Here is a 24,426-nt window from a genome sequence, read left to right as displayed (position 1 = left end):
ACGGTTCGGCAAAGGACTGGGCAAACCTGCGATCCACAACTCGTGAATCGCCTGTACGAGTCCACCAAAGAACGAGAATCGGGATGCGAATCCACCCGTCGACGACAAGAGTGTGCCAGTGCTGATCAGACTTCTCAGGGCGTACCTGCGCCCGTACTCCCGACCGATCGCGCTGCTCGTGGGGCTCCAACTGGTGTCCACCCTGGCGGCGCTCTACCTGCCGACGCTCAACGCCGACATCATCGACGACGGCGTGGTCAAGGGCGACACCGGCTACATCCTGCAGGTGGGCGGGGTGATGATCGGCATCACCCTGGTCCAGGCGCTCTGCTCGATCGGCGCCGTCTACTACGGCTCCAAGACCGCCATGGCCTTCGGCCGGGACGTCCGCGCCGCCGTCTTCGACCAGGTGCAGAGCTTCTCCGCCCGCGAGGTCGGCCAGTTCGGCGCCCCCTCGTTGATCACCCGCACCACCAACGACGTCCAACAGGTCCAGATGCTGGCCCTGATGAGCTTCACGCTCATGGTGGCCGCCCCCATCATGTGCGTCGGCGGCATCATCATGGCCCTCAACCAGGACGTGCCGCTGTCCGGCCTGCTGCTCGCGGTCATCCCGCTGCTCGGCGCCGTCGTCGTCCTCCTCGTCCGCTCGCTGCGCCCCAAGTTCCGCAGCATGCAGACCCGGATCGACACGGTGAACCGGGTCCTGCGCGAGCAGATCACCGGCATCCGGGTCATCCGCGCCTTCGTCAAGGACGACCACGAGCAGGCCCGCTTCGCCAAGGCCAACGGGGACCTCACCGACACCGCCCTCCAGGTCGGCCGGCTGATGTCGTTCATGTTCCCGGCCGTGATGCTGGTCGTGAACGTCTCCAGCGTCGCCGTGCTCTGGTTCGGCGCCCACCGGATCGACAACGGCGGCATGCAGATCGGCGCGCTCACCGCCTTCCTCTCCTACCTGATGCAGATCCTCATGAGCGTCATGATGGCCACCTTCATGTTCATGATGGTGCCGCGCGCCGAGGTCTGCGCCGAGCGCATCGAGGAGGTCCTCGGCACCTCCTCCAGCGTCGTCCCGCCCGCCGCGCCGATCACCGAGGTGCTGCGCCGCGGCAACCTGGAACTGCGCGACGTCGACTTCCGCTACCCCGGCGCCGAGGCCTCGGTGCTGCGCGGCATCGCCATCACCGCCCGCCCCGGCGAGACCACCGCCGTCATCGGCTCCACCGGCAGCGGCAAGTCCACCCTGCTCGGGCTCGTGCCCCGGCTGTTCGACGCCACCTCCGGCCAGGTCCTGCTCGACGGCGTCGACGTGCGCGAACTCGCCCCCGAGGCGATCGCCGAGAGCGTCGGCCTCGTCCCGCAGAAGCCCTACCTGTTCTCCGGCACCGTCGCCAGCAACCTCCGCTACGGCCGGCCCGACGCCACCGACGAGGAACTCTGGCACGCCCTGGAGATCGCCCAGGCCAAGGACTTCGTCGCGGAACTGGCCGAAGGCCTGGACGCCCCGATCGCCCAGGGCGGCGGCAACGTCTCCGGCGGCCAGCGCCAGCGCCTGGCCATCGCCCGGGCCCTGGTCCGCCAGCCCGACGTCTACCTGTTCGACGACTCCTTCTCGGCGCTCGACTACGCCACCGACGCCAGGCTGCGCAAGGCCCTCGCCCGCGAGACCTCCGACGCCACCGTGCTGATCGTCGCCCAGCGCGTCTCCACCATCCGCGACGCCGACCGGATCATCGTCCTCGACGAAGGCGCGGTCGTCGGCACCGGCACCCACCACGAACTGATGGCCGACAACCCGACATACCGGGAGATCGTGCTCTCCCAGCTCACCGAGCAGGAGGCGGCGTGACCACCCCCGGCAAGCCCGACGCGGACACCAGGACCGCGGACACCGAGACCACGGACACCAGAACCGTGGACCCCGAGGCCGCTGACCCCGCAAAGCCCGACCCGGACACCAAGGCCGCGGACCCCGCCGACGAACTGCCCAGCGACTCGCAGGCCGCCGCCGCCCGCCGCGGCCCCGCCGGACCTGGCCGCTTCATGGGCGGCCAGGGCACCGAGAAGTCCATGGACTTCAAGGGCTCCGGCAAGCGACTGCTCGCCCTGCTGCGCCCCGAACGCAACCTGATCTCCGGCGTGCTGGCCCTCGGCGTGCTCAGCATCGGCTGCGCCGTCACCGGCCCCAAGGTCCTCGGCAACGCCACCGACCTGATCTTCGCCGGCGTCGTCGGCGCCCGCTTCGAACCCGGCACCTCCAAGGCGCAGATCGTCGAGGGGCTGCGCGCCCACGGCGAGGGCGGCGTCGCCGGCCTGCTCTCCTCGGTGGACTTCACCCCCGGCCAGGGCATGGACTTCGGCGCCATCGGCACCGTGCTGCTCTGGGTGCTGGTCATCTACCTCGCCTCCGCCCTGTTCGGCATCGTCCAGGGCCGGCTGGCCACCGCGGCGATCCAGCGGGCCGGCTACCGGCTGCGCCAGGACGTCGAGGCCAAACTCGCCCGGCTGCCGCTCAGTTACTTCGACAAGCAGCCGCGCGGCGAGGTGCTCAGCCGGGTCACCAACGACATCGACAACATCAGCCAGTCCATGCAGCAGACCATGGGACAGGTCGTCAACTCGCTGCTCACCGTGATCGGCGTGCTGGCGATGATGTTCTGGATCTCCCCGCTGCTGGCGACGATCGCCCTGATCTCGGTGCCGCTGTCGGTGGCCGTCGCCGCCAAGGTCGGCAAGCGGGCGCAGCCCCAGTTCGTCCAGCAGTGGAAGTCCACCGGCCAACTCAACGCGCACATCGAGGAGATGTACACCGGCCACACCCTGGTCAAGGTGTTCGGCCGCCAGCGCGAGTCCGCCGAGACCTTCCGCGAGCACAACGAGGCGCTGTACACCTCCAGCTTCCGGGCGCAGTTCATCTCCGGGATCATCCAGCCCGCGATGATGCTGATCGGCAACCTGCAGTACGTGCTGGTCGCGGTCGTCGGCGGCCTGCGGGTGGCCAGCGGCGCGCTGTCCATCGGCGACGTGCAGGCGTTCATCCAGTACTCGCGGCAGTTCAGCCAGCCGCTCACCCAGGTCGCCAGCATGGCCAACCTGGTGCAGTCCGGGGTCGCCTCCGCCGAGCGCGTCTTCGAGCTGCTGGACGCCCCCGAGCAGACCCCCGAACCGGCCGTGTCCGAGCGGCCCGACACCATCCACGGCCGGGTCGCCTTCCAGGACGTGTCCTTCCGCTACGACCCCGAGAAGCCGCTCATCGAGGACCTCTCGCTCAAGGTCGAACCCGGCCAGACCGTCGCCATCGTCGGCCCCACCGGCGCCGGCAAGACCACCCTGGTCAACCTCCTGATGCGGTTCTACGAGGTCAGCTCCGGGCGGATCACCCTCGACGGGGTCGACGTCTCCGCGATGTCCCGCGAGGAACTGCGCTCCGGCATCGGCATGGTGCTCCAGGACACCTGGCTGTTCGGCGGCACCATCGCCGACAACATCGCCTACGGCGCCCAGGGAGCCACCCGCGAGCAGGTCGTCGAGGCCGCCAAGGCCGCCCACGTCGACCGCTTCGTGCGCACCCTGCCGGACGGCTACGACACCGTCATCGACGACGACGGCGCCGGGGTCAGCGCGGGCGAGAAGCAGCTGATCACCATCGCCCGGGCGTTCCTCGCCCAGCCGTCGATCCTCGTCCTGGACGAGGCGACCAGCTCCGTCGACACCCGCACCGAGGTGCTGATCCAGCGGGCCATGGCCCGGCTGCGCACCGGCCGCACCAGCTTCGTGATCGCGCACCGGCTCTCCACCATCCGGGACGCCGACGTGATCCTGGTGATGGAGAACGGCTCGATCGTCGAACAGGGCTCGCACGACGAGCTGATCGCCGCGCACGGCGCCTACGCGCGGCTGTACCAGGCGCAGTTCGCGGAGGCCGTGGCCGAGGTGGACTGACCGTCGCACACCGCCGGTGCCGAGCCGGGGCGGGCCCGAACCGCCCCGGCTCCTCGTCCGTGGTGCGCTGCGGTGGCCCGCTCCGGCGGAGAGAACGAGGGTGGGGAGAACGAGGAGGGGCCCGGGCGGTTGTCCGCCCGGGCCCCTCTCACGCGCCTGTGGTTACTTCTTTTCCTTCGGCGCCTCGGCGTCGGTGGACAGCGCGGCGATGAAGGCCTCCTGCGGGACCTCCACGCGGCCGACCATCTTCATCCGCTTCTTGCCTTCCTTCTGCTTCTCCAGCAGCTTGCGCTTGCGCGAGATGTCACCGCCGTAGCACTTGGCGAGGACGTCCTTGCGGATCGCGCGGACCGTCTCACGGGCGATCACCCGGGAGCCGATGGCCGCCTGGATCGGCACCTCGAACTGCTGGCGCGGGATCAGCTTCTGCAGCTTGCCCGCCATCATCACGCCGTAGCCGTAGGCCTTGTCCTTGTGCACGATCGCGGAGAAGGCGTCCACCGCGTCGCCGTGCAGCAGGATGTCGACCTTCACCAGCTGGGCGGACTGCTCGCCGATGGGCTCGTAGTCGAGCGAGGCGTAGCCGCGGGTCTTGGACTTCAGCTGGTCGAAGAAGTCGAAGACGATCTCGGCGAGCGGCAGGGTGTAGCGCAGCTCGACCCGGTCCTCGGACAGGTAGTCCATGCCCTGGAGGTTGCCGCGGCGGGACTGGCAGAGCTCCATGATCGCGCCGACGAACTCGTTGGGCGCCAGGATGGTGCCGCGCACGACCGGCTCGTACACCTCGGCGATCTTGCCGGTCGGGAACTCGCTCGGGTTGGTGACGATGTGCTCGGTACCGTCCTCCATGATCACCCGGTAGACCACGTTCGGGGCGGTGGAGATCAGGTCGAGGTTGAACTCGCGCTCCAGGCGCTCCCGGATGATCTCCAGGTGCAGCAGGCCGAGGAAGCCGCAGCGGTAGCCGAAGCCGAGCGCGACCGAGGTCTCCGGCTCGTACACCAGCGCGGCGTCGTTCAGCCGCAGCTTGTCCAGGGCGTCGCGCAGCAGCGGGTAGTCCGAGCCGTCCAGCGGGTACAGGCCGGAGAACACCATCGGGCGCGGGTCCTTGTAGCCGCCCAGCGCCTCGGTCGCACCCTTGTGCATCGAGGTGATGGTGTCACCGACCTTGGACTGCCGGACGTCCTTCACGCCGGTGATGATGTAACCCACCTCGCCGACGCCCAGGCCGTCGGAGACCTTCGGCTCGGGCGAGATGACGCCGATCTCCAGCAGCTCGTGGGTGGCGCCGGTGGACATCATCGCGATCCGCTCGCGCTTGGTGAGCTGTCCGTCCACGACACGCACGTAGGTGACCACGCCGCGGTAGGAGTCGTACACCGAGTCGAAGATCATCGCGCGGGCCGGGGCGTCCTTGACGCCGACCGGGGCCGGGACGGTGTTGACGATGTGGTCCAGCAGGTCCTCGACGCCGAGGCCGGTCTTGGCGCTGACCTGCAGCACGTCCGAGGGGTCGCAGCCGATGATGTGCGCGATCTCCGCCGCGTACTTCTCCGGCTGGGCGGCCGGCAGGTCGATCTTGTTCAGCACCGGGACGATCGTGAGGTCGTTCTCCAGCGCCAGGTACAGGTTGGCGAGGGTCTGCGCCTCGATGCCCTGGGCCGCGTCGACCACCAGGATGGTGCCCTCGCAGGCCGCGAGGGAGCGGGACACCTCGTACGTGAAGTCCACGTGGCCGGGGGTGTCGATCATGTTGAGGATGTGCGTCGTCCCGGCATTCGGACCGGTCCTCGGCGCCCACGGGAGGCGGACCGCCTGCGACTTGATGGTGATGCCGCGCTCGCGCTCGATGTCCATGCGGTCGAGGTACTGGGCGCGCATCTGCCGCGGGTCGACGACGCCCGTGATCTGCAGCATCCGGTCTGCGAGCGTCGACTTGCCGTGGTCGATGTGGGCGATGATGCAGAAGTTGCGGATCAGCGCCGGGTCGGTACGGCTGGGCTCTGGCACATTGCTGGGGGTCGCGGGCACCTTGGTCCGATTCTCCGTTGGTCCGGGGCCGGGGGTGTCCTGGTCATCGCTGACCGGTTTTCCCGGGGACCGGACAGTCTCGTCCGATCGAAATAGTTCCTCCCATCCTCCCACGACCACGGCGCGGGCCGCCGTTCGGTCCGCCCGGACCTTCTCCGGGCCCGCGCCAGACGGCAGGATGGCACCCCGTGATCCTCGAAAGCGCCCTGCTCGACGTCCTGCCCGGCCAGGAGGACGAGTTCCTCGCCGCCTTCGCCGAGGCCCGGCCCCTGATCGCCGTCCAGCAGGGCTTCCGCTCCCTGCAACTGCGCCGCTGCCTCGACGAAGGACGCGGCTCGCGATTCCTCCTCCAGGTGGAATGGGAGACGCTCGCGGACCACACCGAGGGCTTCCGCGGCTCAGCCGAGTACCGGCGGTGGCGGGAGCTGCTGCACCGCTTCTACCGGCCGTTCCCGGAGGTCGAGCACTACGGGGAGCCGGTGCTCAGTGCGTAGACGGCCCACTACCGCGCAGGCGACCCGGCCACGGGGCCGGGCGCCCGGTTTGGGGCGGGTGGCGGGCCCCTGGTAGCGTGGGCTGCTGCACCTGGCCCCGGCATGCCCTCTCAGCTGCCCGGCGGCCGCGCGGTGCAGCCCGTTCAATCCTTTTAGACAAGACTGAGGCTCCTTCGTGGCGAACATCAAGTCCCAGATCAAGCGCAACAAGACCAACGAGAAGGCGCGCCTGCGCAACAAGGCCGTCAAGTCCTCGCTGAAGACCGCCCTGCGCAAGGCCCGCGAGGCCGCTGCCGCCGGCGAGACCGAGAAGGCCACCGTGCTGGCCCGCGCCGCCTCCAAGGCGCTGGACAAGGCCGTGAGCAAGGGCGTCATCCACGCCAACCAGGCCGCCAACAAGAAGTCGGCCATCACCAAGCGCGTCAACGCGGCCGCCCAGGCCTGACGCCCCGGGGGCCTCGGCCCCCACCGCCTCGGGACGGACCCGGCCCTCTACCCGGACCCCTGAGGCGCGAGAGACTCGCACCGCACGCGGCCTGCGTTCGCCACGCGGGTGCGGTGTACGAAGCAGTACGACAGGCGCCGTAGTCGGCCTCTCCCCAGAGGCCCGCTACGGCGCCTGTCGCGTTCCGCGGCCCGGTCGCTGTCGTCTGGCCGGTCACGCGCGTCCGGGGCTCCGGACGGCGCTGCGGGCCGATGCCTGGGAAGCCGTCCGCTCGATGGGCGCGTAGGCGGGTCGGCGGGTGAGCAGGTGGTGGCAGGCGGGTCGGCGGGTGGCCGGGCAGGCGCGGGCCGGGTCCGGCCCCGGTCCGGTGGACGGGTCCGGTCCGGTGGCCGCGCCGTCAGTACGCCGGGCGGGACCCGGCCCGGGCCGCCCGGGCGACGGCCACCACCGCGCGCTCCAGCGCGAAGGCCGGATCGTCCGAGCCGCCCTTGACGGCGGCGTCGGCCTGGGCGATCGCGGTCAGCGCGGTGGCCACCCCGTCGCCGGTCCAGCCGCGCATCTGCTGGCGCACCCGATCGACCTTCCACGGCGGCATGCCCAACTCGCGGGCCAGGTCCGCCGGACGCATGTTCCGCCCGGTGGTCGCCAGCCGCCCGATGCTGCGCACGCCGGAGGCCAGCGCGTAGGTGATACCGGTCGGCGGCTGGCCCACCGCCAGGGCCCAGCGCAGCCGCTCCAACGCCTCCGCGGCCCGGCCGGTGACCGCCAGATCGGCCACCTCGAAACCCGTCGCCTCGGCCCGGCCGCTGTAGTAGCGGGCCACCACCGTCTCGTCGATCGCGCCCTCGACGTCCGAGGTCAACTGGCTGCACGCGGCCGCCAGCTCGCGCAGGTCGCTACCGAGCGAGTCCAGCAGGGCCTGGCAGGCCTCCGGCGTCGCCGAGCGGCCCAGCGTACGGAACTCACCCCGGACGAAGGCCAGCCGCTCGCTCGCCTTGGTCAGCTTCGCGCACGCCACCTCGCGACCGCCCGCCTTGCGCCCGGCGTCCAGCAGGCCCTTGCCCTTGGCCCCGCCCGCGTGCGCCAACACCATGATCACTTCTTCGGCCGGCGCCTCGATGTACGCCTTGACCTCCTTCACCGAGTCGGCGGAGAGGTCCTGCGCGGCCCGCACCACGATCACCTTGCGCTCGGCGAACAGCGACGGCGTGGTCAGCTCGGCCAGGCTGCCCGGCTGCAGGCCGCCGGGCGGCAGATCCCGCACGTCGGTGTCCGGGTCCGCCGCCTTCGCCGCCGCCACCACCTGGGCGACCGCGCGGTCCAGCAGCAGCTCCTCCTGGCCGACCGCGAGGGTCAGCGGGGCGAGCAGGTCGTCGGGTGCACTCTTCCTGGCCATCGCCTACCAGCATCCCACGGGGCGCGGACACTCCCGCCCGGGGCGACCCCGGCCCCTGGCCCCGCCCGGTCCCGCCTCTCCGGCCCGACCTACCCGACCCGACCCGCCTGACCCGACCTGCCCGACCGTGCCGATCACCCGACCTGGAGAATGGTCCGGTGACCGAGAACCACACCACCGACCTGCCGGACGTCAACGACCCGCACGCCCGGCAACTGCTCGTCCTGCCCGACCGCGACGCCGCCGAGGACGCCGCCGAGGAGCTCAGCGCCGCCCACCCCGACCTCGGCGAGCTCGACCTCGTCCGGGACGCCCTGGCCGGCGAGGACGACGCCGAGGACGCCCAGTGGCTGGTCGTCGTCGAGCCCCCGGAGGACGGCTGGACCCCGGCCCTGCTGCACGCCCTGGACGCCATCGCCGTCGAGCACGAGGGCTGGCGCGAGGAAGGCTGACACCGACGGCCGGACCCCGGCCCGGCCCGGAACCTTCGAGGGGAACGGACCCGGACGCGGCGCTGCGCCCGTTCCGGGCCGAGGAGCACGAGGCCACCTCCACCCCGCGCCGCCGGGTCCGACCACCTCGGCGTCAACCCTCGACGAGCCACACCCCCGTCGAGTGATTCACCGTCAATTCCGTGCCTCCTCACACCAAGTGCGTGTCATTCTGCGCACGTTGCTTCGGCCACGAATCCTTGAGCGTCCGAGCCGGCTGCCCGCAGGGGCTCAGCGGCTCGGTCCACGCCACCGAAGGAGTGCAGATGTCCGTATCCCGCGCCCTGTCCCGGACCCGGTCCCGCGTTCTGGCCGTGCTGAGCGCCGCCGCAGTCGCGAGCGGGCTGGCGGTCGCCGTTCCGGCGACGCCCGCCTCCGCCGACGGGTTCGTGGTCAGCGAGGCCCAGTTCAACCAGATGTTCCCGAACCGGAACTCCTTCTACACGTACGACGGCCTGGTCAATGCGCTGAGCGCCTACCCCGGGTTCGCCACCACCGGGGACGACGCGACGCGCAGGCGGGAGGCGGCCGCCTTCCTCGCCAACGTCAGCCACGAGACCGGCGGCCTGCGGTACGTCGTCGAGCAGAACACCGCCAACTACAGCCACTACTGCGACGCCTCGCAGCCCTACGGCTGTCCGGCCGGCCAGAGCGCCTACTACGGGCGCGGCCCGCTCCAGATCAGCTGGAACTTCAACTACAAGGCGGCGGGCGACGCCCTGAACATCGACCTGCTGGACAACCCCTACCAGGTGGAGCAGGACCCCGCCGTCTCCTGGAAGACCGGCCTCTGGTTCTGGGACACCCAGAACGGCGCCGGGACGATGACCCCGCACGACGCCATCGTCAACGGCAGGGGCTTCGGCGAGACCATCCGCAGCATCAACGGCGCCCTGGAATGCAACGGCCAGAACCCGGACGAGCGCAACGACCGCATCAACCTCTTCCAGAACTTCGTCGGCATCCTCGGCACCGACGTCGGCGGCGGCAACATCTCCTGCTGACCCGGCTGGCCCTGCCAACAGCTCACGCTCGACGGTCGAGCGCGACGCACCACCGTAGGTGCCCGTACTTCGGCGCGCTCCGGGCAGGGCCCGGAGCGCGCCGCGATCGTTCTCCGGGCCCCGCCCCGCCCCCCTCCCTCCTCCCCACCCCCACCCCTTTCCCTTCCCCCACCTGATGGCTGGGAGGAGAGGAGGGCGGGGTCAGCCGGGCGGGGCTCGCGGGGTGTGCGAGCCCTGCCCGGTACGGGAGTCGGGCGCTCCGTCCGCAGCGCGCGAGCGGGGCTTGCGCGCCTCGTGCGCCGTCTGCGGGTGCACGGACACCCCGAGGACGGCCGGCGAGCCGCCCGTCACCGCGATGTCGCCCACCCGATCGGTGCGCAGCACGCTCGCGCCCAGCGCGCGCAGCCGGTCCACCGTCCGCACGGACGGATGCCCGTACGCGTTTCCCTCGCCGCACGAGATCAATGCCAGCCGGGGACGCAACGCACCGGTCAAGGCCCAGTCCTGATGCGCGGATCCGTGGTGCGCCACCTTCAGGACGTCCACCCGCCCCAACCGGCCCAGCAGCGCCGACTGGGCGGGCGGTTCGAGGTCCCCGAGCAACGCCATCCGCAGTCCGCCCGCCACCGACACCACCAGCGCGACGCTCGCATTGTTCGCCCCCGGTGCCTCGGCAGCCGCCCCGGCGTCGGGCCAGACCACCTCCCAGGACAGCCCCGGCCCCACCGAACGCCGTTCACCGCGCCCCGCGCGCAGCAGCGGGACTCCGGCACCAGCCGCCCAGCCCGCCACCCGGGCCGCCTCACCCGGTGGATCGTCCAGGGTCGTGCCCTCGATCGCTCCGACCCGGCGGCCCCGGAACACCCCCGGCACACCCTCGACGTGATCGGCGTGGAAGTGCGTCACCACCAACAACGGCACTTCCGTGACACCCAGATCCCGCAGGCACCTGTCGGCGGCGTTCGGATCCGGCCCCGCATCGACCACCACCGCACTGTCCTGTGCACCGGCCGCGAGCACCAGCATGTCCCCTTGGCCCACGTCGCACATCACCATCCGCCACCCCGGCGGCGGCCAGCCGGTCGCGATCCGGGTGAGCTGCGGTGGCCGCAGCAGCACGGCCAGCAGGACCACGAGCAGGACCCCCGCCACCAGCGCCCGCACCCACCGCCGCCGGGCGCGGACGGGCTTGCCGGACGGCGCCCGCCGTGGCAGCAGGAGCGGCATCACCCAGCAGACCGCCAGGGTGGCCAGCGCGACCGTCGCCGTCCCGAACCACCCGCCCGGCCAGGAAAGTTGGCTGCCCGGAAGTTCGGCACCGCGCCGCGCCACCAGGGCGAGCCAGCCGACCGGCACGCCGGCCGGCCCCGCGAGCAGCCGGGCCAGGTCCGGGAGGAGCGGCTGCAGCACGAGCACCCCGAAGCCGAGCAAGGTCGCCGGGGCCACCGCCAGTTCGGCCAGCAGGTTGCACGGGATCGCGACCAGGCTGACGTGCCCGGACAGCACCACCGTCACCGGCGCGCACAGGGCCTGGGCGGCGGCCGTCGCCGCCAGGGCACCCGCCAGGTGGTGCGGCCAGCGCCGGGACCGCAGCGCCTCGGCCCAGTGCGGCCCGAGGACGAGCAGCCCGGCCGTGGCGAGCACCGAGAGCAGGAATCCGAAGGAACGCGCCAGGAACGGGTCGAGCAGGACGAGCACCAGGACCGCCCCGGCGAGCGCGGGCACCGCCTGCCGGGGCCGGCCGGTGGCCAGCGCGAGCATGCCGATCAGCCCCGTCCCGGCCGCGCGCAGCACGCTGGGCTCCGGCCGGCAGACGGCGACGAAGGCCAGCGTCAGCGCCGTCCCGAGCAGCGCGCTGGTGCGCAGCGAGAGCCCCAGCAACGCGGCCAGCCCGCGCCGTTCCGGGGTGCCGGCCTGCCCCGGGGCGCCCAGCAGCGCGCCGAGGACGATCGCCAGGTTGGCCCCGCTCACCGCCACCAGGTGCACCAGGTCGGTGGCCCGGAAGGCGTCCTCAAGGTCATCGGGCAGTCGCGAGGTGTCGCCCACGACCAGGCCCGGGAGCAGTCCGCGCGCGTCCGGCGGGAGCCCGTCGCTGGCCGTGCGCAGACCGGCACGCAGCCGCCCGGCGATCCGCTGCGGCAGGCTCGGCGGCGCGAGGTGCCGGGGAGGGCCGTGGACGACCAGCAGCGCCGCGCACGAGGTGTCGTAGCCGTCTCCCGCGGGCCGCACCTCGGCCTCCACCGCCAGCCGCTCCGACGGGAGCAGCCCCTGCCAGGGCCCGGATTCCGCGCCCCGGACCATGACGGTCACCGGGGTCCGCGTCCGGGTGCTCCGCCCGTCCGGCAGGAGCGTGACCCGGTCGGCCACCGCGTCGACGGTGAGGAGGGTCTGCCCGCCGGTGGTCCCGCCCCGGGCCGCGTGGGCCTTCGGGTCCCCGGCGACGGTCAGCTCCACCTCCACCATCCGAACGGGCTCGCCCTGGGACCGCGGCGGGGCGTGCTCGGCCGCTCGGACGAGCTCCGGCAGCGGCCCCCGGTGCAGATCGGCGGTGTGCAGAGGGGTGGCCACCGCCGCGGCGGCTCCGGTGAGCAGGACGGCGGCCAAGGTCACCGCCGCTGCGCGTCGGCGCAGGAGCGCGGGCCTGACGAGCAGCAGGACGGCCGCCGGCGCGGCGGCACCCGCCAGGCCGAAGGCGAGGACGTCGTACCCCGGCTCCAGGCCGAGGAGCGCGGCCGTCACCACCCAGGCCGAGACGGCGGGAAGCAGCAGCCGGAAGTCGGCACCGGTGGAGCGGTTCGGCAGGTTCGGTTCGGTGGTGGCAGGCACGGCGGTACCTCCCTTCGGCGGGTGGCGGCGACGGACGAAGGACGACGGACGACGACGGACGGACGGGAGAACAGGCGGGCAAGGGGACGGACGGGGAGGTCAGAGGGTCAGCAGCGGACGGAGTTCCGCGAACGTGCGCGCCCCGATGCCGCTGACCTGCCGGAGCTGGTCGAGCGTGCGGAACGAGCCGTGCGATGTGCGGTAGGCGAGGATGCGCTGGGCGAGGGTCGGGCCGACGCCGGGGAGGGCGTCGAGCTGTTCGAGGCCTGCGCGGTTGAGGCTGACGGGCGGTCTGGGCGTGCCGGCCGCCGGCGGTCCGTTGCCGGCTCCGGCGCCCGGGGCGGAGGCCTGAGCCGGCTCGCCGACCAGGATCTGTTCACCGTCCGTCAGTACCCGGGCCAGGTTGAGGCTTCGGGTGTCCGTCTCCGGCAGCGGACCACCCGCCGCCCGCAGGGCGTCGGCCACCCGCGAGCCGCCGGGCAGGGTGTGCAGGCCTGCGAGGTGCACCCGCCCGCCGATGTCGACCACGACGACCGCCCCGCCCCCGGCGCCGACGGGATCGGCCGCCGAGACCGAGGCCGGGCCCGGGCCCGAGGCCGGAGCCGGCACGGACGCGGATGTCGCCCCCGGTGAATCCGGTGAATCCGGTGAGACCGGTGAGACCGGGGCAGAGGCCAACGCCGGCACGGCCACCGCCTGCGGTCTGGCCAGCCAGAAGTGCTGCACGGCGTAGCCGACCGCGAACAGCAGCAGGACGGCCAACCCGGCCACCGCCCGCCGGTCGAGTGCCATCGCCGAGCCGAATCGAAGACCCGACCCGGCCCCCGGCTCCGGCGGATCCATGTCACCGCCCGCCCTGACCGGGTCCAACGGCACAGGTGGCACAGGCGGCGCAGGCCCCGCCGGCGGAGGCCGTTCCCCCGCCCCGGACGGAACCGCGCCCGAAGGCTGCCCGGTCGACGCGAGCGCGCCCACCGCGGCACCGAAGCCCACCGGCCCGCCAGCCCCGACCCCGACCCCGACCCCGACCCCTGCCCCACCGCCCACGGCGCTGCTGCCGCCGGTCGGCAGCAGCGCCGCCATCCGCAGCCGGACGGTCTCGTTGATCTCGTGGCGCTTCGCCGCGCCCAGGCCCATGGTCGTCATGCCGAGGACGGTAGGAGTCCTCGGCAGAGTGCGCAGAAATTACCGAACCCCTGTGGATAACTCGGGGGTTGTGGACAAAACAGATCACTCACACGAGTGATCGGTGCCGCGAAAAGTTGACCAGAGCCCGCGACGCGGCGCGACCGGCCCGCTCAGCGCGGCGCGACGACCACCGCGAGCAGCCCCGGCCCGACGTGCGCGCCGATCACCGCCCCCACCTCGCCCACGTACAGCTCCCGCAGCCCCGGCACCCGGGCCCGCAGCCGCTCCGCGAGCGGCTCCGCCCGTTCCTCGGCCGCCAGGTGGTGCACGGTGATGTCGACCTCCCCGCCCCCCGACCGCTCGACCGCGATCTCCTCCAAGCGCGCGATCGCCCGTGACGCGGTGCGCACCTTCTCCAGCGGTTCGATCCGCCCCCCGTCCAGGTGCAGCAGCGGCTTGACCGCCAGCGCCGACCCGAGCAGCGCCCGCGCCGCCCCGATCCGGCCGCCCCTGCGCAGGTGCTCCAGGGTGTCGACGTAGAAGAACCCGCTGGTCACGGCCGCCCGCCGGGTGGCGGCCTCGGCCGCCGCCGCCAGGTCCCGCCCGTCCGCGATCGCCTCGGCCGCCGCCAGCACCGCGTATCCGAGGGCCATGCCGACCAGTCGGCTGTCCACCACCCGCACGGGTACCGGAGCCTCGGCGGCCGCCAGCCGGGCGGCCTCCACCGTGCCGGACAGCTCGCCGGAGATGTGCACCGAGACGATGCCCTTCGCCCCGGCCTCGGCGGCGGCCCGATAGGCGGCGGCGAAGGCCTCGGGGTTCGGTCGGGAGGTCGTCACCCGCTGCTTGTCGCGCAGCGCCTCGGCGACGTCCTTGGGGGAGATCTCAACGCCTTCGCACAGGACCGCGTCACCGACCGCGACGCTCAGCGGGACCACCGTGATCCCGTACCGGTCGAGGGTCTCCTGCGGCAGGTAGGCCGTGGAGTCGGTGACAAGTGCGAGGTCAGAGGGCATGAGGCGGAGATTACTCCCCGTTCGTCCGGGAGGACAGCGCCCGGGTGCGAACCCCGAAGGGCCCCGAGGGCGCCGCCGGAACAAGCACGCGGCACCCGCCGAAACACGGCCGCAGCACCCGGCGCGGGGTGCTCAGCCCGCCGTGGGCCCCGCCGACGGCTTCCGCAGCCGCTGGGCCAGCTTGGCCAGCGGGTCGGCGAGCCCGAGCAGTTCCTCCGCGCTCGGGCGCCCCTTCCCGTCCGTCAGCCCAGCCCGCGCAGCACCGCCGGAGGCCGCCCCTGAACGCGTACCCGCAGACGCGGACGCGGAGCCAGAGGAGCCAGCGGAACCAGTGGCAGCAGCGGAACCAGCGCCAGCAGCGGAGCCAGCGGCGGCAGCAGAGCCTGCGGAACCGGCGCCGGCAGCGGAGCCACCGGAGGAGGACGCGGACGACGACTCCCCCGAGGTGTCCCAGTGCCGCAGCGCCCCCGCCTCGCTCTCGCACTCCTGGCTGAGCCGGCTCAGCTCATCGTCCGCGAACCGGTGCATCCGGTCCTGCGCGGCCCAGCGCATGGTCTCCGCGGAGTGGGTGATCCGTTCGGCGCGCTCGCGCAGCTCCGGCAGCTTGGCCGCGATCCGCGCGGTGTCCGGCTCCCGCTCCAGCATCCGCAGTTCGCCGTCGAGTTCGGCGGCGTGCGTGTCGAGCCTGCCGAGCAGGGCGAGGGACTCGCCGAGCTGGCCGTCCTGGGGGAGGCCGCTCTCCAGCACCTGCCGGGTGCCGTCGAGCGAGGTGCGCAGGCCGAGCCGGACGGCGGCGATCTGGCCGGGCGGTCCGACCTTGGTGAAGGTCTTCGCCTTGAGGGTCGCGTTCTCCACGGCGCGCCGGGCATTGGCCTCGTGCCGCCCGATCTTCGTGGCTACGGCCTTCGCCGCCTTGACCGTGCCGACCACGGCCAGGACGAACGCCGCGATCCCGAAGAGCAGGACCAGGCCGATCATCACGCCGAACGCGTCCATCGCGAGCCACCTTCCGCCACCGTTTCGGCCCCCACCGGACCCAACGCGGGCCGTACTGCCGAGGGTTCCACGGTAGCCGCCGGATCGGGCCCGGAGCGGACGGAACGGGCCCGGGCGGCGGAGATCAGGGACAGATCGGGGATCTCCCCGAGGGTTCGCGGGTCCTCCCGGGGCTCCGGGCACGAGCAAGGGCGGGCGTCCCGAAGGACACCCGCCCCAGCAGCCTCAGCCGACCGACTACCAGTCGACCGACCTGAGCCTCGGCCTCTCAGCCTCAGCCGGTAACGATGTTCACCAGCTTCGGCGCCCGCGCGATCACCTTGCGCACCGGCGCCTCGCCGATCGCCGCGACGACGGCCGGGTCGGCCAGCGCCAGCGCCTCCAGCTCGGCGTCCGAGATCGTCGGCGCGACCTCCAGCCGGGCCTTCACCTTGCCCTTGAGCTGCACCACGCAGGTCACCGTCTCGTCCACCACGTACGCCGGGTCGGCGACCGGGTAGTCGGCGTGCGCCAGCGACTCGCCGTGGCCCAGCCGGCGCCACAGCTCCTCGGCGATGTGCGGGGCCAGCGGTGCGACGACCAGGACCAGCTGCTCGGCCACGGCGCGCGGCGTGGAGCCGCGCTTGACCAGGTAGTTGTTCAGCTCGATCGCCTTGGCGACGGCCGTGTTGAACCGCAGCCCGGCCATGTCGCCGCGGATGCCGTCGATCGCCTTGTGCAGGGCACGCAGCGTCGCCTCGTCCGGCTCCTCCTCGGTGACGACCAGGTCACCGGTGGCCTCCGAGACGACGTTGCGCCACAGCCGCTGCAGGAAGCGGTACGAGCCGACGACGGCGCGGGTGTCCCAGGGGCGGGAGACGTCCAGCGGGCCCATGGACATCTCGTACAGGCGCAGCGTGTCGGCGCCGTACTCGTCGGCGATGTCGTCGGGCGCGACGGCGTTCTTCAGGGACTTGCCCATCTTGCCGGCCTCGCGCTTGACGGCCTCGCCCTGCCAGAAGTACTGGCCGTCGCGCTCCTCGACCTCGGCGGCGGACACCGGGAAGCCGCGCTCGTCGCGGTAGACGTCGGCGGTGATCATGCCCTGGTTGAACAGCTTGTGGAACGGCTCGACGGACGAGACGTGGCCCAGGTCGTGCAGCACCTTGTGCCAGAAGCGCGCGTACAGCAGGTGCAGCACGGCGTGCTCGGCACCGCCGACGTACAGGTCGGCGCCGCCGGCCGGCTTGGTGGCCGTGGGGCCCAGCCAGTACTTCTCGTTGGCCGGGTCGACGACCGCCGAGGAGTTCGACGGGTCGACGTAGCGCAGCTCGTACCAGCACGAACCCGCCCAGTTGGGCATGGTGTTGGTCTCGCGCCGGTACGTGCGAACGCCGTCGCCCAGGTCCAGTTCGACGTTGACCCAGGCCTCGTTGCGCGACAGCGGGGTCTTCGGCGAGGAGGTGGCGTCGTACGGGTCGTAGGTGTGCGGCGAGTAGTCCTCGACCTCGGGGACCTCGACCGGCAGCATCGACTCGGGCAGGGCGTGCATGACGCCGTCCTCGTCGTAGACGATCGGGAAGGGCTCGCCCCAGTACCGCTGGCGGCTGAACAGCCAGTCCCGCAGGCGGTAGTTGACGGTGCCCTCGCCGATGCCGCGCTCGGCCAGCCAGGCGGTGACGGCGGCCTTGGCGTCGACGACGCTCAGCCCGTCCAGCGTCAGCCCGTCCCGGGAGGAGTTGACGATGACGGAGTCGTAGGTGTCGAAGGCGTCGTCCCAGGCGGCCGGGTCCTCGCCGCGCCCGTCGGTGGGCTGGACGACGCAGCGCATCGGCAGCGCGAAGGCGCGGGCGAAGGCGAAGTCGCGGTGGTCGTGGGCGGGGACGGCCATGATGGCGCCGGTGCCGTAGCCCATCAGCACGTAGTCGGCGATGAACACCGGGACGGACGCGCCGCTGACCGGGTTCACGGCGTAGGCGCCGGTGAAGACGCCGGTCTTGACCTTGGCCTCGACCTGCCGCTCGACGTCCGACTTGGCGGCGGCGGTGGCCCGGTAGGCGGCGACGGCCTCGGCGGGGGTGGCGGCGCCGCCGGTCCACTCGGCGGGCACGTCCACGGGCCAGGCGGCCGGGACGATCGAGTCGACCAGGCCGTGCTCGGGGGCCAGCACCATGTAGGTGGCGCCGAACAGGGTGTCGGGCCGGGTGGTGAAGACGGTGATCTTCTCATCGGAACCGACGGCGAAGTCGACCCGGGCGCCCTCGGAGCGACCGATCCAGTTGCGCTGCTGCAGCTTGATGGCCTCGGGCCAGTCCAGCAGGTCCAGGTCGGAGATCAGGCGGTCGGAGTACGCGGTGATGCGCATCATCCACTGGCGCAGGTTGGACTTGAACACCGGGAAGTTGCCGCGCTCGGAGCGGCCGTCCGCGGTGACCTCCTCGTTGGCCAGGACGGTGCCCAGGCCGGGGCACCAGTTGACCGGCACCTCCTTGGAGTACGCCAGCCGGTACTCGCCCAGCAGTTCGTCGCGCTCGGCGGCGGACAGGTCGGCCCACGGGCGCCCGTCCGGGGTCGGCTTCGCGCCGGACTCGAACCGGGCGATCAGCTCGGCGATCGGCCGGGCCCCGCCGGCCTGCTCGTCGTACCAGGAGTTGAAGATCTGCAGGAAGATCCACTGGGTCCAGCGGTAGTACTCCGGGTCGATCGTGGAGATCGAGCGGCGCGGGTCGTGGCCCAGGCCCAGCCGGCGCAGCTGCTGGCGCATGTTGGCGATGTTGGCCTCGGTGGAGACCCGCGGGTGGGTGCCGGTCTGCACCGCGTACTGCTCGGCGGGCAGGCCGAACGCGTCGTAGCCCAGCGTGTGCAGCACGTTGTGGCCGGTCATCCGCTGGTAGCGGGCGTAGACGTCGGTGGCGATGTAGCCCAGCGGGTGGCCGACGTGCAGGCCCGCGCCCGAGGGGTACGGGAACATGTCCATGATGAAGCTGTGCGGCTTCGCGGCGACGTCACCGGCCTCCGGGTCGGCCAGCGCACCGGCGGGGTTGGGGGCGTTGAAGGTGCCCTCCTTCTCCCAGAGGTCCTGCCAGCGGGACTCGATCTCCGCCGCCAGCGCGGCGCTGTACCGGAACGGCTCGGTCGCGGTCTCGGCCGTGCCGGACGCAGGGGTCGTCTCGCTCATGGTCCTTCAAGCTCCATCGATGTCAGTTGGCGAACCGCGCACACGGCCGGCCCGTGAACGGGGGCGGAAAACAAAAAATCCCCTCGCAGGAGGGGACGCCACGCCGACTCCGGCACCGCCCGAGGGCGTAACCGGTCCTGGTCAGCGCGGCCGGCTAAGGAGCAGGCGCACGGTTCGCATGGGCTCAGGGTACCGCAAGCAGATCAGCGCGCTCCCGGGTATCCACCGGGGCCCGACGGCCCCGGGCCCGCCCCCGCACGGGCCTCACCGCCCCGCCGACGCCGCCGCCCGCGTCGCCGCGTCGAAGTCGCGCAGCGCCCGCGCCAGCCGCTCGGACTGCATGCCCGCCGCGAGCGCCCGGGCGAGCGACGCGGTGCGGGCGGCCTCCCGCTGGTCGCCGAGGCGCCGGTGGGTCTCGGCGAGGCGGACCATCAGCAGCGCCTTGGACCGCCCGCGGCCGGCCCCCAGCCCGGCGACGGCCTCGGCGAGCAGCGCCTTGGCCATCCGGTGCTGGCCGAGTGCCAGCCGCCCCTCCCCCACCATCCCGGCGAGTTCGGCGCGGGCCGCCTCCGTGCCGGGCACGCCGTCGAGTTCGGCGAAGGCCCGGGCGGCGGCGGCCTCGGCCTGCTCGGCCTCGCCCCGGCGGCCGTGCGCGCGGGCGATCCGGCCGAGTTGCCGGGCCCGGCCGGCGGGGCTCAGTACGGAGCCGTGCCGGGCCAGGGCCGTGTTGAGCGCGGCGACGGCGTCCAGGCCGCGTCCGCCGGCGCCCTGGGTGGCGAGCACCACCAGGCCGCCGAGCACGGCGACGCCGAGCCGGGCGTCGCCGCTGACGTGGGCGGCCCGCAGGGCGGCGACGAAGGCGCGCTGGGCGGCCGCGTCGTGGCCGAGGTCGTACGCGGCCCAGCCGGCCAGCCGGGCGAGCCGGCTGGCCGTGCCGTACAGCTCGCGGCCGACCCGTTCGTCGTAGGCGCCGAGTTCCAGCAGCTTGGCCAGCATGGCGAGTTCGGCCCGGGTGGGGCCGAGGACGAGTCCGCCGCCGCAGGAGCGTTCGAGCCGCTGCTTGCTGCGGTAGGACAGGCCGAGGTCGCCGACGAGGCCGGGGTCGATGCGCAGCGCCCCTTCGCCGCCCCCGACGGGCGGGGGCGGGGAGGCGAGCCGTTCGGCGGCCTGGTCGAGGTCGGCGCCGCGGAAGAGGTCGGTGAGGCGGACGGGCCCGGCGTCGGTGGCGGCCTCGCGCAGCGCGGTCTGGGCGGTGTCGGCGGTCCACGGGTCGGTGAGCAGCCGGGGCGAGAGGATCTTGGCGCCGCGGTGGCCGCCCATCCGGCCCCAGAGCTGTTCGTAGGTGACGGCGATGCCGAGGGTGCGGCTGAGCACTTCGCAGACGGTCTGGTCGTGCGGGCTGCGAGGCACCATGCCGCGGTCGCGCCACTTGTAGGGGGCGGTGGAGCTGATGGCCAGGCCTGGCGGCAGGGCGAGGCTCACCTCGCGGGCGAGCCGTTCCGGACTCCAGCCGAGCTGGTGCAGTATCCGGGCCAGTTCCTCGTTCCGCCTTCTCTCCAGATCGGCCATGGAACGACGGTAGCGGTCTTTCCCGCCGTTCCGCCGGTGGCATGCGCAGAACGCCGAAGGGCCGCCCCCCATTTCGGGAGGCGGCCCTCGACTGCTGTGGAGCTACGGGGAATTGAACCCCGGACCTCTTGCATGCCATGCAAGCGCTCTACCAACTGAGCTACAGCCCCTTGACCTGCGATGTCACCGGGGGCTTTCGACCGTTTCCGTCCGGTTTCCCTCGGCGACATCGACTACTTTACACGGTCCCGGGGGTGCTCCACGAATCCGTTCCCGGGGGCCCGCGTTCCCACTCCCTCAGGCCCGCGCTCGCCCTCCCCGGAGCCCGCGCTCCCCCACCCCGGGCCCCGCACTGCCGCCCCCACTCCAAGCCCCGCACTGCCGCCCGCGCCCCGCCTCGGAGGCGGCCCGGCAACGCGAGAGGCCGCCACCCGGTGGGTGACGGCCCCTCAACTGCTGTGGAGCTACGGGGAATTGAACCCCGGACCTCTTGCATGCCATGCAAGCGCTCTACCAACTGAGCTACAGCCCCGCGACACGGGTGCTCCTGATCGAACAGGAGCGCTGGTGCGGAGTGGAGCTATGGGGAATTGAACCCCAGACCTCTTGCATGCCATGCAAGCGCTCTACCAACTGAGCTATAGCCCCGCAGTCGTCGGATCTCCCGCTTCCCTTCCGGGCCGCGTTCCTTCCCTGCGAACGAGGAAAACTCTAGCTGGTCAGGCCCGGAACTGCGAAATCCGCCCCCGCGGAGCCCCTGCAAGCCCCCTGCGAAGCCCCTGCACGCCCCTGGCGAGCCCCCGGCAAGCCCCGGCAAGCCCCTGCGAGCCCGCAACCCAGCCCCGCCCCACCCCACCCCGCGACGCGCCCGTCGCTCAGGTGTCGTCGCCGATGACCGGCTGCGGGAGCGTGCCCGCGTTGTGCTCCAGCAGGCGCCAGCCGCGCGCGCCCTGCCCGAGCACCGACCAGCAGCAGTTGGACAGCCCGCCGAAGCACTCCCACTGGACCGGATCCAGGTCCAGCAGCCGCCCGAGCATGGTGCGGATGGTGCCGCCGTGGCTGACCACCACCAGCGTCCCGTCCTCCGGCAGCTTGTCGACGGCCTCCAGCACGACCGGCACCGAGCGGTCGGCGACCTCGGTGGCCAGTTCGCCGCCGCCGCGCCGCACCGGCTCGCCGGCCGCCCAGGCCGCGTACTCCTCCGGGAAGCGGTCGCGGATCTCGGCGTTGGTCAGGCCCTGCCAGGAGCCCGCGTAGGTCTCCCGCAGGCCCTCGTGGTGCTGCACGTCGAGGCCGGTGACCTTGGCCAGTTCCTCGGCCGTGCGCTTGGCCCGGGTGAGGTCGGAGGAGATCAGCAGGTCGGGGCGCAGGCCGGAGAGCAGCCGGGCCGCCCGCTGGGCCTGGAGGACGCCCTGACCGGTCAGTTCGATGTCCGTGGTGCCCTGGAAGCGGGACTCCAGGTTCCACGAGGTCTGGCCGTGGCGCCAGAAGACGACGCGCGGCCCCCGCCCGTCCCGGCTCAGTGCAGGTCCTCGGGCTTGCCGAAGTCGTCGGCCGGGGCGACGACGTTGCCGGCCTCGTCGGTGTGGGCGTCGGGCCGGTTGCGCGTGGCCAGGGCGTCCTCGGGCAGCGGCAGCTCGGGGCAGTCCTTCCAGAGGCGGTCCAGCGAGTAGAAGGAGCGCTCCTCGGAGTGCTGGACGTGCACGACGATGTCCAGGTAGTCGAGCAGGATCCAGCGGCCGTCGCGCTCGCCCTCGCGGCGCACCGGCTTGATGTCCAGCTGCTCGCGCAGCTGGTCCTCGATCTCCTCGGCGATCGACCGGACCTGGCGGTCGTTGTTGGCGGAGGCGATCAGGAAGGCGTCGGTGATCGACAGCACCTCGCTGACGTCGAAGGCGATGATGTTGTGCGCGAGCTTGTCGGCCGCCGCCTGCGCGGCGACGGTGATGAGCTGCTGGCTGTGGTCGGTGACGGTCACGGTGTTCTTCCGGCTCGGCGGCTTGGGGGCGACCCCCGGCTCCTGGCCGGGGGTCGCCTTCCAGGATCTCACGCCGCCCGGGCGGCCCCGGAACGCTTTTCCGGGGCCGCCCGGGCCGGAGGCCGCGGCCTACTGGCTCTTCGGCGGCTGGTAGTCCTTGCCGAGCACGACCACCAGGTCCGCGTTCTGGGCGTCGCCGACCTTCTTCACCGCCGTGTCCGGCAGTCCGAGGCTGATCGCCAGCGACTTCGCCGCGGCCTGCCGGGCGTCGTCGGTGTAGCGGATCTCACTGGCGGCCTGCACGGCGGTCTTGGAGCCGCCGGGCAGGAAGGTCAGGCCGGAGTTCACGATCTGGACCTGTGCGGCGGCCGCCGCCTGGTCGTTGCCGGTGGCGTCCTGGAGCGAGACCCGGGCGGGGGCGTCGGCGGAGGCCGCGGACTTCACGGTGCCGCCGAGCACGTCCTTGACCTGCTTGCCGGCGGTGGCGTCGTCCAGGCCGCCGTCCGGTTTGACGGTCAGCGCGGTGGTGCCGAGGTGGCCGTCCTTCGCCTGCTGGGCGAGCTGGGCGAGCACCCCGGCGAGGGCGTCCTCGGGCAGCGAGGGGTCGAGCACCGCGTTCATCCGGTGCACGTCGTCCTTGGCGTCCTTGAACTCGGTGGGCATGGCGCGCACCACCGCGTCCATCACCTGTCCGAACCGGGCCAGTTGGGCGTCCCGGTTCTCGCCGGACGCCTGGAGGGTGGCGTAGGCGACCGCGGCCTTCCCGTTCAGCAGGGTGTTCTTGCCGGCCGCGGACAGCAGCTTGCCGTCCGGCTTTCCGCCCTCGTGGGTCTCCGCGTTGGTGTCCACCCGGACGCCGCCGAGCTGGGAGACCAGCATCTCCAGGTAGGGGGTGTCCAGCCGCCAGGTGCCCGCGACCGGGGCGCCGAGCACGGTGGACAGGCCGTCGCGGGTCGCGGAGGCGCCGATGCTGTCCATGGCCTGGCCGACGGTGGTGACCGGCGGGTCGCCGGGGCCGGGCAGCCGCAGGGTGTCGGGCAGCAGGAGCACGGTGCCCTTCTTCCCGGTGGAGTCGTTGACCAGCAGCGCGCTGGAGACCTTGCCCTGGAGGTCGCGCAGGTGGACCACGTTGACCTGGCGCGGACCGGCCGCGTTCGCCGCGGTCTGCTTGTCGCCGGTGAACCAGAGGTAGCCGCCGGTGCCGGCCGCCGCGAGCGCCACCACCACGCCGAGGCCGATCAGCCGGTTGCGCAGCCGGCGGCGGCGCTCGGCGCGCACCTCGCTGCGGGACTCGGCGAACTTCAGCCAGTCGATGACGTCCTCGGACTCCTCCCCCTCCTCGTCGACGAAGGTGAACTCGTCCGTGGGGTAGTCGTCCTTGGCGGCCTTGCCGCCGGACTTCCCGGCCCGGGCCCCGCCGACCAGTTCGGACGGCGGCTCGGGCTTGGCGCCCGCCGCCTCGGCGGCGGGCCGGGGCACGCGCGGGCGCGGCGGCGCGGGGGCGACGGGCGCGGGCGCGACGACGGCCTCGGGCTCGACCGCCGCCTGTGCACCCGCCGCAGGCGCGGCCGGGTAGGCCTGCTGCTGGTAGCCGCCCCCGGCCTCCGGCCCGGACGACCCCCATCCGCCGTACGCCGGGTCCTGGTAGCCGTAGCCCCCCTGCTGCTGGTACGCCTGCACGGGCTGCCCGTACTGGTCGTACTGCTGGTCGTACTGCTGCGGGGGCTGCTGGTGCGCCTGGTAGGGCTGCTGCTCCTGGTAGCCGCCGTACGGGTCCGCCGCGTACACCGGCTGCCCGTACTGGTCGTACTGCTGCTGGTCGTACTGCTGCTGCGGAGGTTGTTCAGGCTGCTGCTGGTAACCCTGGTACTGCTGGTACTGCCCGGTCGACCAGTCCTCCGGCTGCTGCTGGTGCCGCTGGCCTCCGCCGCTTCGCTCGGTCACGCCCGC

The 24,426-nt window shown here is 72.7% G+C and carries 17 protein-coding genes and 3 tRNA genes; 6 read left to right on the top strand and 14 right to left on the bottom strand.

What is annotated here, in order from left to right:
• Nucleotides 1-118 precede the first annotated feature (118 nt).
• Both ACIOGZ_RS07325 and ACIOGZ_RS07320 read left to right on the top strand, forming a co-directional pair.
• Nucleotides 119-1,852 (top strand): ABC transporter ATP-binding protein, encoded by a 1,734-nt coding sequence (locus ACIOGZ_RS07325; RefSeq protein WP_363588266.1) that lies wholly within the window; start codon nt 119-121, stop codon nt 1,850-1,852.
• Nucleotides 1,853-2,046: 194 nt separating this feature from the next.
• On the top strand, nt 2,047-3,945 hold the full coding sequence (locus tag ACIOGZ_RS07320; protein WP_363588280.1) for an ABC transporter ATP-binding protein: 1,899 nt from the start codon (nt 2,047-2,049) through the stop codon (nt 3,943-3,945).
• 162 nt (nt 3,946-4,107) lie between these two features.
• Here ACIOGZ_RS07320 and lepA read toward each other — a convergent pair whose 3' ends face one another.
• Entirely contained in the window at nt 4,108-5,976 is a 1,869-nt protein-coding gene (gene lepA / locus ACIOGZ_RS07315) for a translation elongation factor 4 (protein WP_400985155.1), read from the bottom strand.
• Nucleotides 5,977-6,164: 188 nt separating this feature from the next.
• Here lepA and ACIOGZ_RS07310 point away from each other — a divergent pair, with 188 nt between their 5' ends.
• Together ACIOGZ_RS07310 and rpsT are read left to right on the top strand one after the other, a co-directional pair.
• Nucleotides 6,165-6,470, top strand: a complete 306-nt coding sequence (locus tag ACIOGZ_RS07310) for an antibiotic biosynthesis monooxygenase (protein ID WP_363588270.1) — start codon at nt 6,165-6,167, stop codon at nt 6,468-6,470.
• Between the two features lie 175 nt (nt 6,471-6,645).
• On the top strand, nt 6,646-6,915 hold the full coding sequence (gene rpsT / locus ACIOGZ_RS07305) for a 30S ribosomal protein S20 (RefSeq protein WP_270147017.1): 270 nt from the start codon (nt 6,646-6,648) through the stop codon (nt 6,913-6,915).
• A gap of 397 nt (nt 6,916-7,312) precedes the next feature.
• Here the strand turns inward: rpsT and holA are convergent, their stop codons facing one another.
• A complete protein-coding gene (gene holA, locus ACIOGZ_RS07300; RefSeq protein ID WP_363588272.1) occupies nt 7,313-8,311 on the bottom strand; it encodes a DNA polymerase III subunit delta in 999 nt (332 codons plus the stop codon).
• 158 nt (nt 8,312-8,469) lie between these two features.
• Between holA and ACIOGZ_RS07295 the strand changes: the two genes are divergently transcribed.
• A complete protein-coding gene (locus ACIOGZ_RS07295) occupies nt 8,470-8,763 on the top strand; it encodes a hypothetical protein (protein WP_363588274.1) in 294 nt (97 codons plus the stop codon).
• A gap of 305 nt (nt 8,764-9,068) precedes the next feature.
• Complete coding sequence (locus ACIOGZ_RS07290; protein WP_363588276.1) at nt 9,069-9,806, top strand: chitinase; 738 nt, start codon at nt 9,069-9,071, stop codon at nt 9,804-9,806.
• Between the two features lie 201 nt (nt 9,807-10,007).
• Here the strand turns inward: ACIOGZ_RS07290 and ACIOGZ_RS07285 are convergent, their stop codons facing one another.
• From ACIOGZ_RS07285 to ACIOGZ_RS07230, 12 genes are all read right to left on the bottom strand, one after another.
• On the bottom strand, nt 10,008-12,632 hold the full coding sequence (locus ACIOGZ_RS07285; RefSeq protein WP_363586401.1) for a ComEC/Rec2 family competence protein: 2,625 nt from the start codon (nt 12,630-12,632) through the stop codon (nt 10,008-10,010).
• 99 nt (nt 12,633-12,731) lie between these two features.
• Complete coding sequence (locus tag ACIOGZ_RS07280) at nt 12,732-13,778, bottom strand: helix-hairpin-helix domain-containing protein (RefSeq protein ID WP_400985154.1); 1,047 nt, start codon at nt 13,776-13,778, stop codon at nt 12,732-12,734.
• 152 nt (nt 13,779-13,930) lie between these two features.
• Nucleotides 13,931-14,776, bottom strand: coding sequence for a DegV family protein (locus ACIOGZ_RS07275; protein ID WP_363620261.1), 846 nt, complete (start codon nt 14,774-14,776; stop codon nt 13,931-13,933).
• 132 nt (nt 14,777-14,908) lie between these two features.
• A complete protein-coding gene (locus ACIOGZ_RS07270; protein ID WP_363629201.1) occupies nt 14,909-15,772 on the bottom strand; it encodes a hypothetical protein in 864 nt (287 codons plus the stop codon).
• Nucleotides 15,773-16,046: 274 nt separating this feature from the next.
• Nucleotides 16,047-18,929, bottom strand: coding sequence for a leucine--tRNA ligase (leuS, locus tag ACIOGZ_RS07265; protein ID WP_400985151.1), 2,883 nt, complete (start codon nt 18,927-18,929; stop codon nt 16,047-16,049).
• 264 nt (nt 18,930-19,193) lie between these two features.
• Nucleotides 19,194-20,498 (bottom strand): hypothetical protein, encoded by a 1,305-nt coding sequence (locus tag ACIOGZ_RS07260; RefSeq protein WP_350878238.1) that lies wholly within the window; start codon nt 20,496-20,498, stop codon nt 19,194-19,196.
• A gap of 97 nt (nt 20,499-20,595) precedes the next feature.
• A tRNA-Ala gene (locus ACIOGZ_RS07255) sits at nt 20,596-20,668 on the bottom strand.
• A 289-nt stretch (nt 20,669-20,957) separates the two neighbouring features.
• A tRNA-Ala gene (locus ACIOGZ_RS07250) sits at nt 20,958-21,030 on the bottom strand.
• 43 nt (nt 21,031-21,073) lie between these two features.
• Nucleotides 21,074-21,146 (bottom strand) — tRNA-Ala (locus ACIOGZ_RS07245).
• Between the two features lie 227 nt (nt 21,147-21,373).
• On the bottom strand, nt 21,374-22,021 hold the full coding sequence (locus ACIOGZ_RS07240) for a histidine phosphatase family protein (RefSeq protein WP_350878282.1): 648 nt from the start codon (nt 22,019-22,021) through the stop codon (nt 21,374-21,376).
• A complete protein-coding gene (rsfS, locus tag ACIOGZ_RS07235; RefSeq protein WP_063347541.1) occupies nt 22,018-22,476 on the bottom strand; it encodes a ribosome silencing factor in 459 nt (152 codons plus the stop codon). The genes ACIOGZ_RS07240 and rsfS overlap by 4 nt, the downstream gene beginning before the upstream one ends.
• Nucleotides 22,477-22,605: 129 nt before the next feature.
• Nucleotides 22,606-24,420, bottom strand: a complete 1,815-nt coding sequence (locus ACIOGZ_RS07230) for an LCP family protein (protein ID WP_400805367.1) — start codon at nt 24,418-24,420, stop codon at nt 22,606-22,608.
• Between the last annotated feature and the right edge of the window lie 6 nt (nt 24,421-24,426).

The sequence above is a fragment of the Kitasatospora sp. NPDC088160 genome, from assembly GCF_044741445.1.
Taxonomy (GTDB): Bacteria; Actinomycetota; Actinomycetes; order Streptomycetales; family Streptomycetaceae; genus Kitasatospora.
The sequence above is the reverse complement of the archived record's forward strand: the minus strand, read 5'-3'. Positions and strand labels throughout refer to the sequence as shown.

Coding starts and splice junctions, on each gene's coding strand:
- ACIOGZ_RS07320 (WP_363588280.1), top strand. CDS start 2,047: ATGGGCGGCCAGGGCACCGAGAAGTCCATGGACTTCAAGGGCTCCGGC.
- holA (WP_363588272.1), bottom strand. CDS start 8,311: ATGGCCAGGAAGAGTGCACCCGACGACCTGCTCGCCCCGCTGACCCTC.
- ACIOGZ_RS07290 (WP_363588276.1), top strand. CDS start 9,069: ATGTCCGTATCCCGCGCCCTGTCCCGGACCCGGTCCCGCGTTCTGGCC.
- ACIOGZ_RS07280 (WP_400985154.1), bottom strand. CDS start 13,778: ATGACGACCATGGGCCTGGGCGCGGCGAAGCGCCACGAGATCAACGAG.
- ACIOGZ_RS07275 (WP_363620261.1), bottom strand. CDS start 14,776: ATGCCCTCTGACCTCGCACTTGTCACCGACTCCACGGCCTACCTGCCG.
- ACIOGZ_RS07270 (WP_363629201.1), bottom strand. CDS start 15,772: ATGGACGCGTTCGGCGTGATGATCGGCCTGGTCCTGCTCTTCGGGATC.
- leuS (WP_400985151.1), bottom strand. CDS start 18,929: ATGAGCGAGACGACCCCTGCGTCCGGCACGGCCGAGACCGCGACCGAG.
- ACIOGZ_RS07260 (WP_350878238.1), bottom strand. CDS start 20,498: ATGGCCGATCTGGAGAGAAGGCGGAACGAGGAACTGGCCCGGATACTG.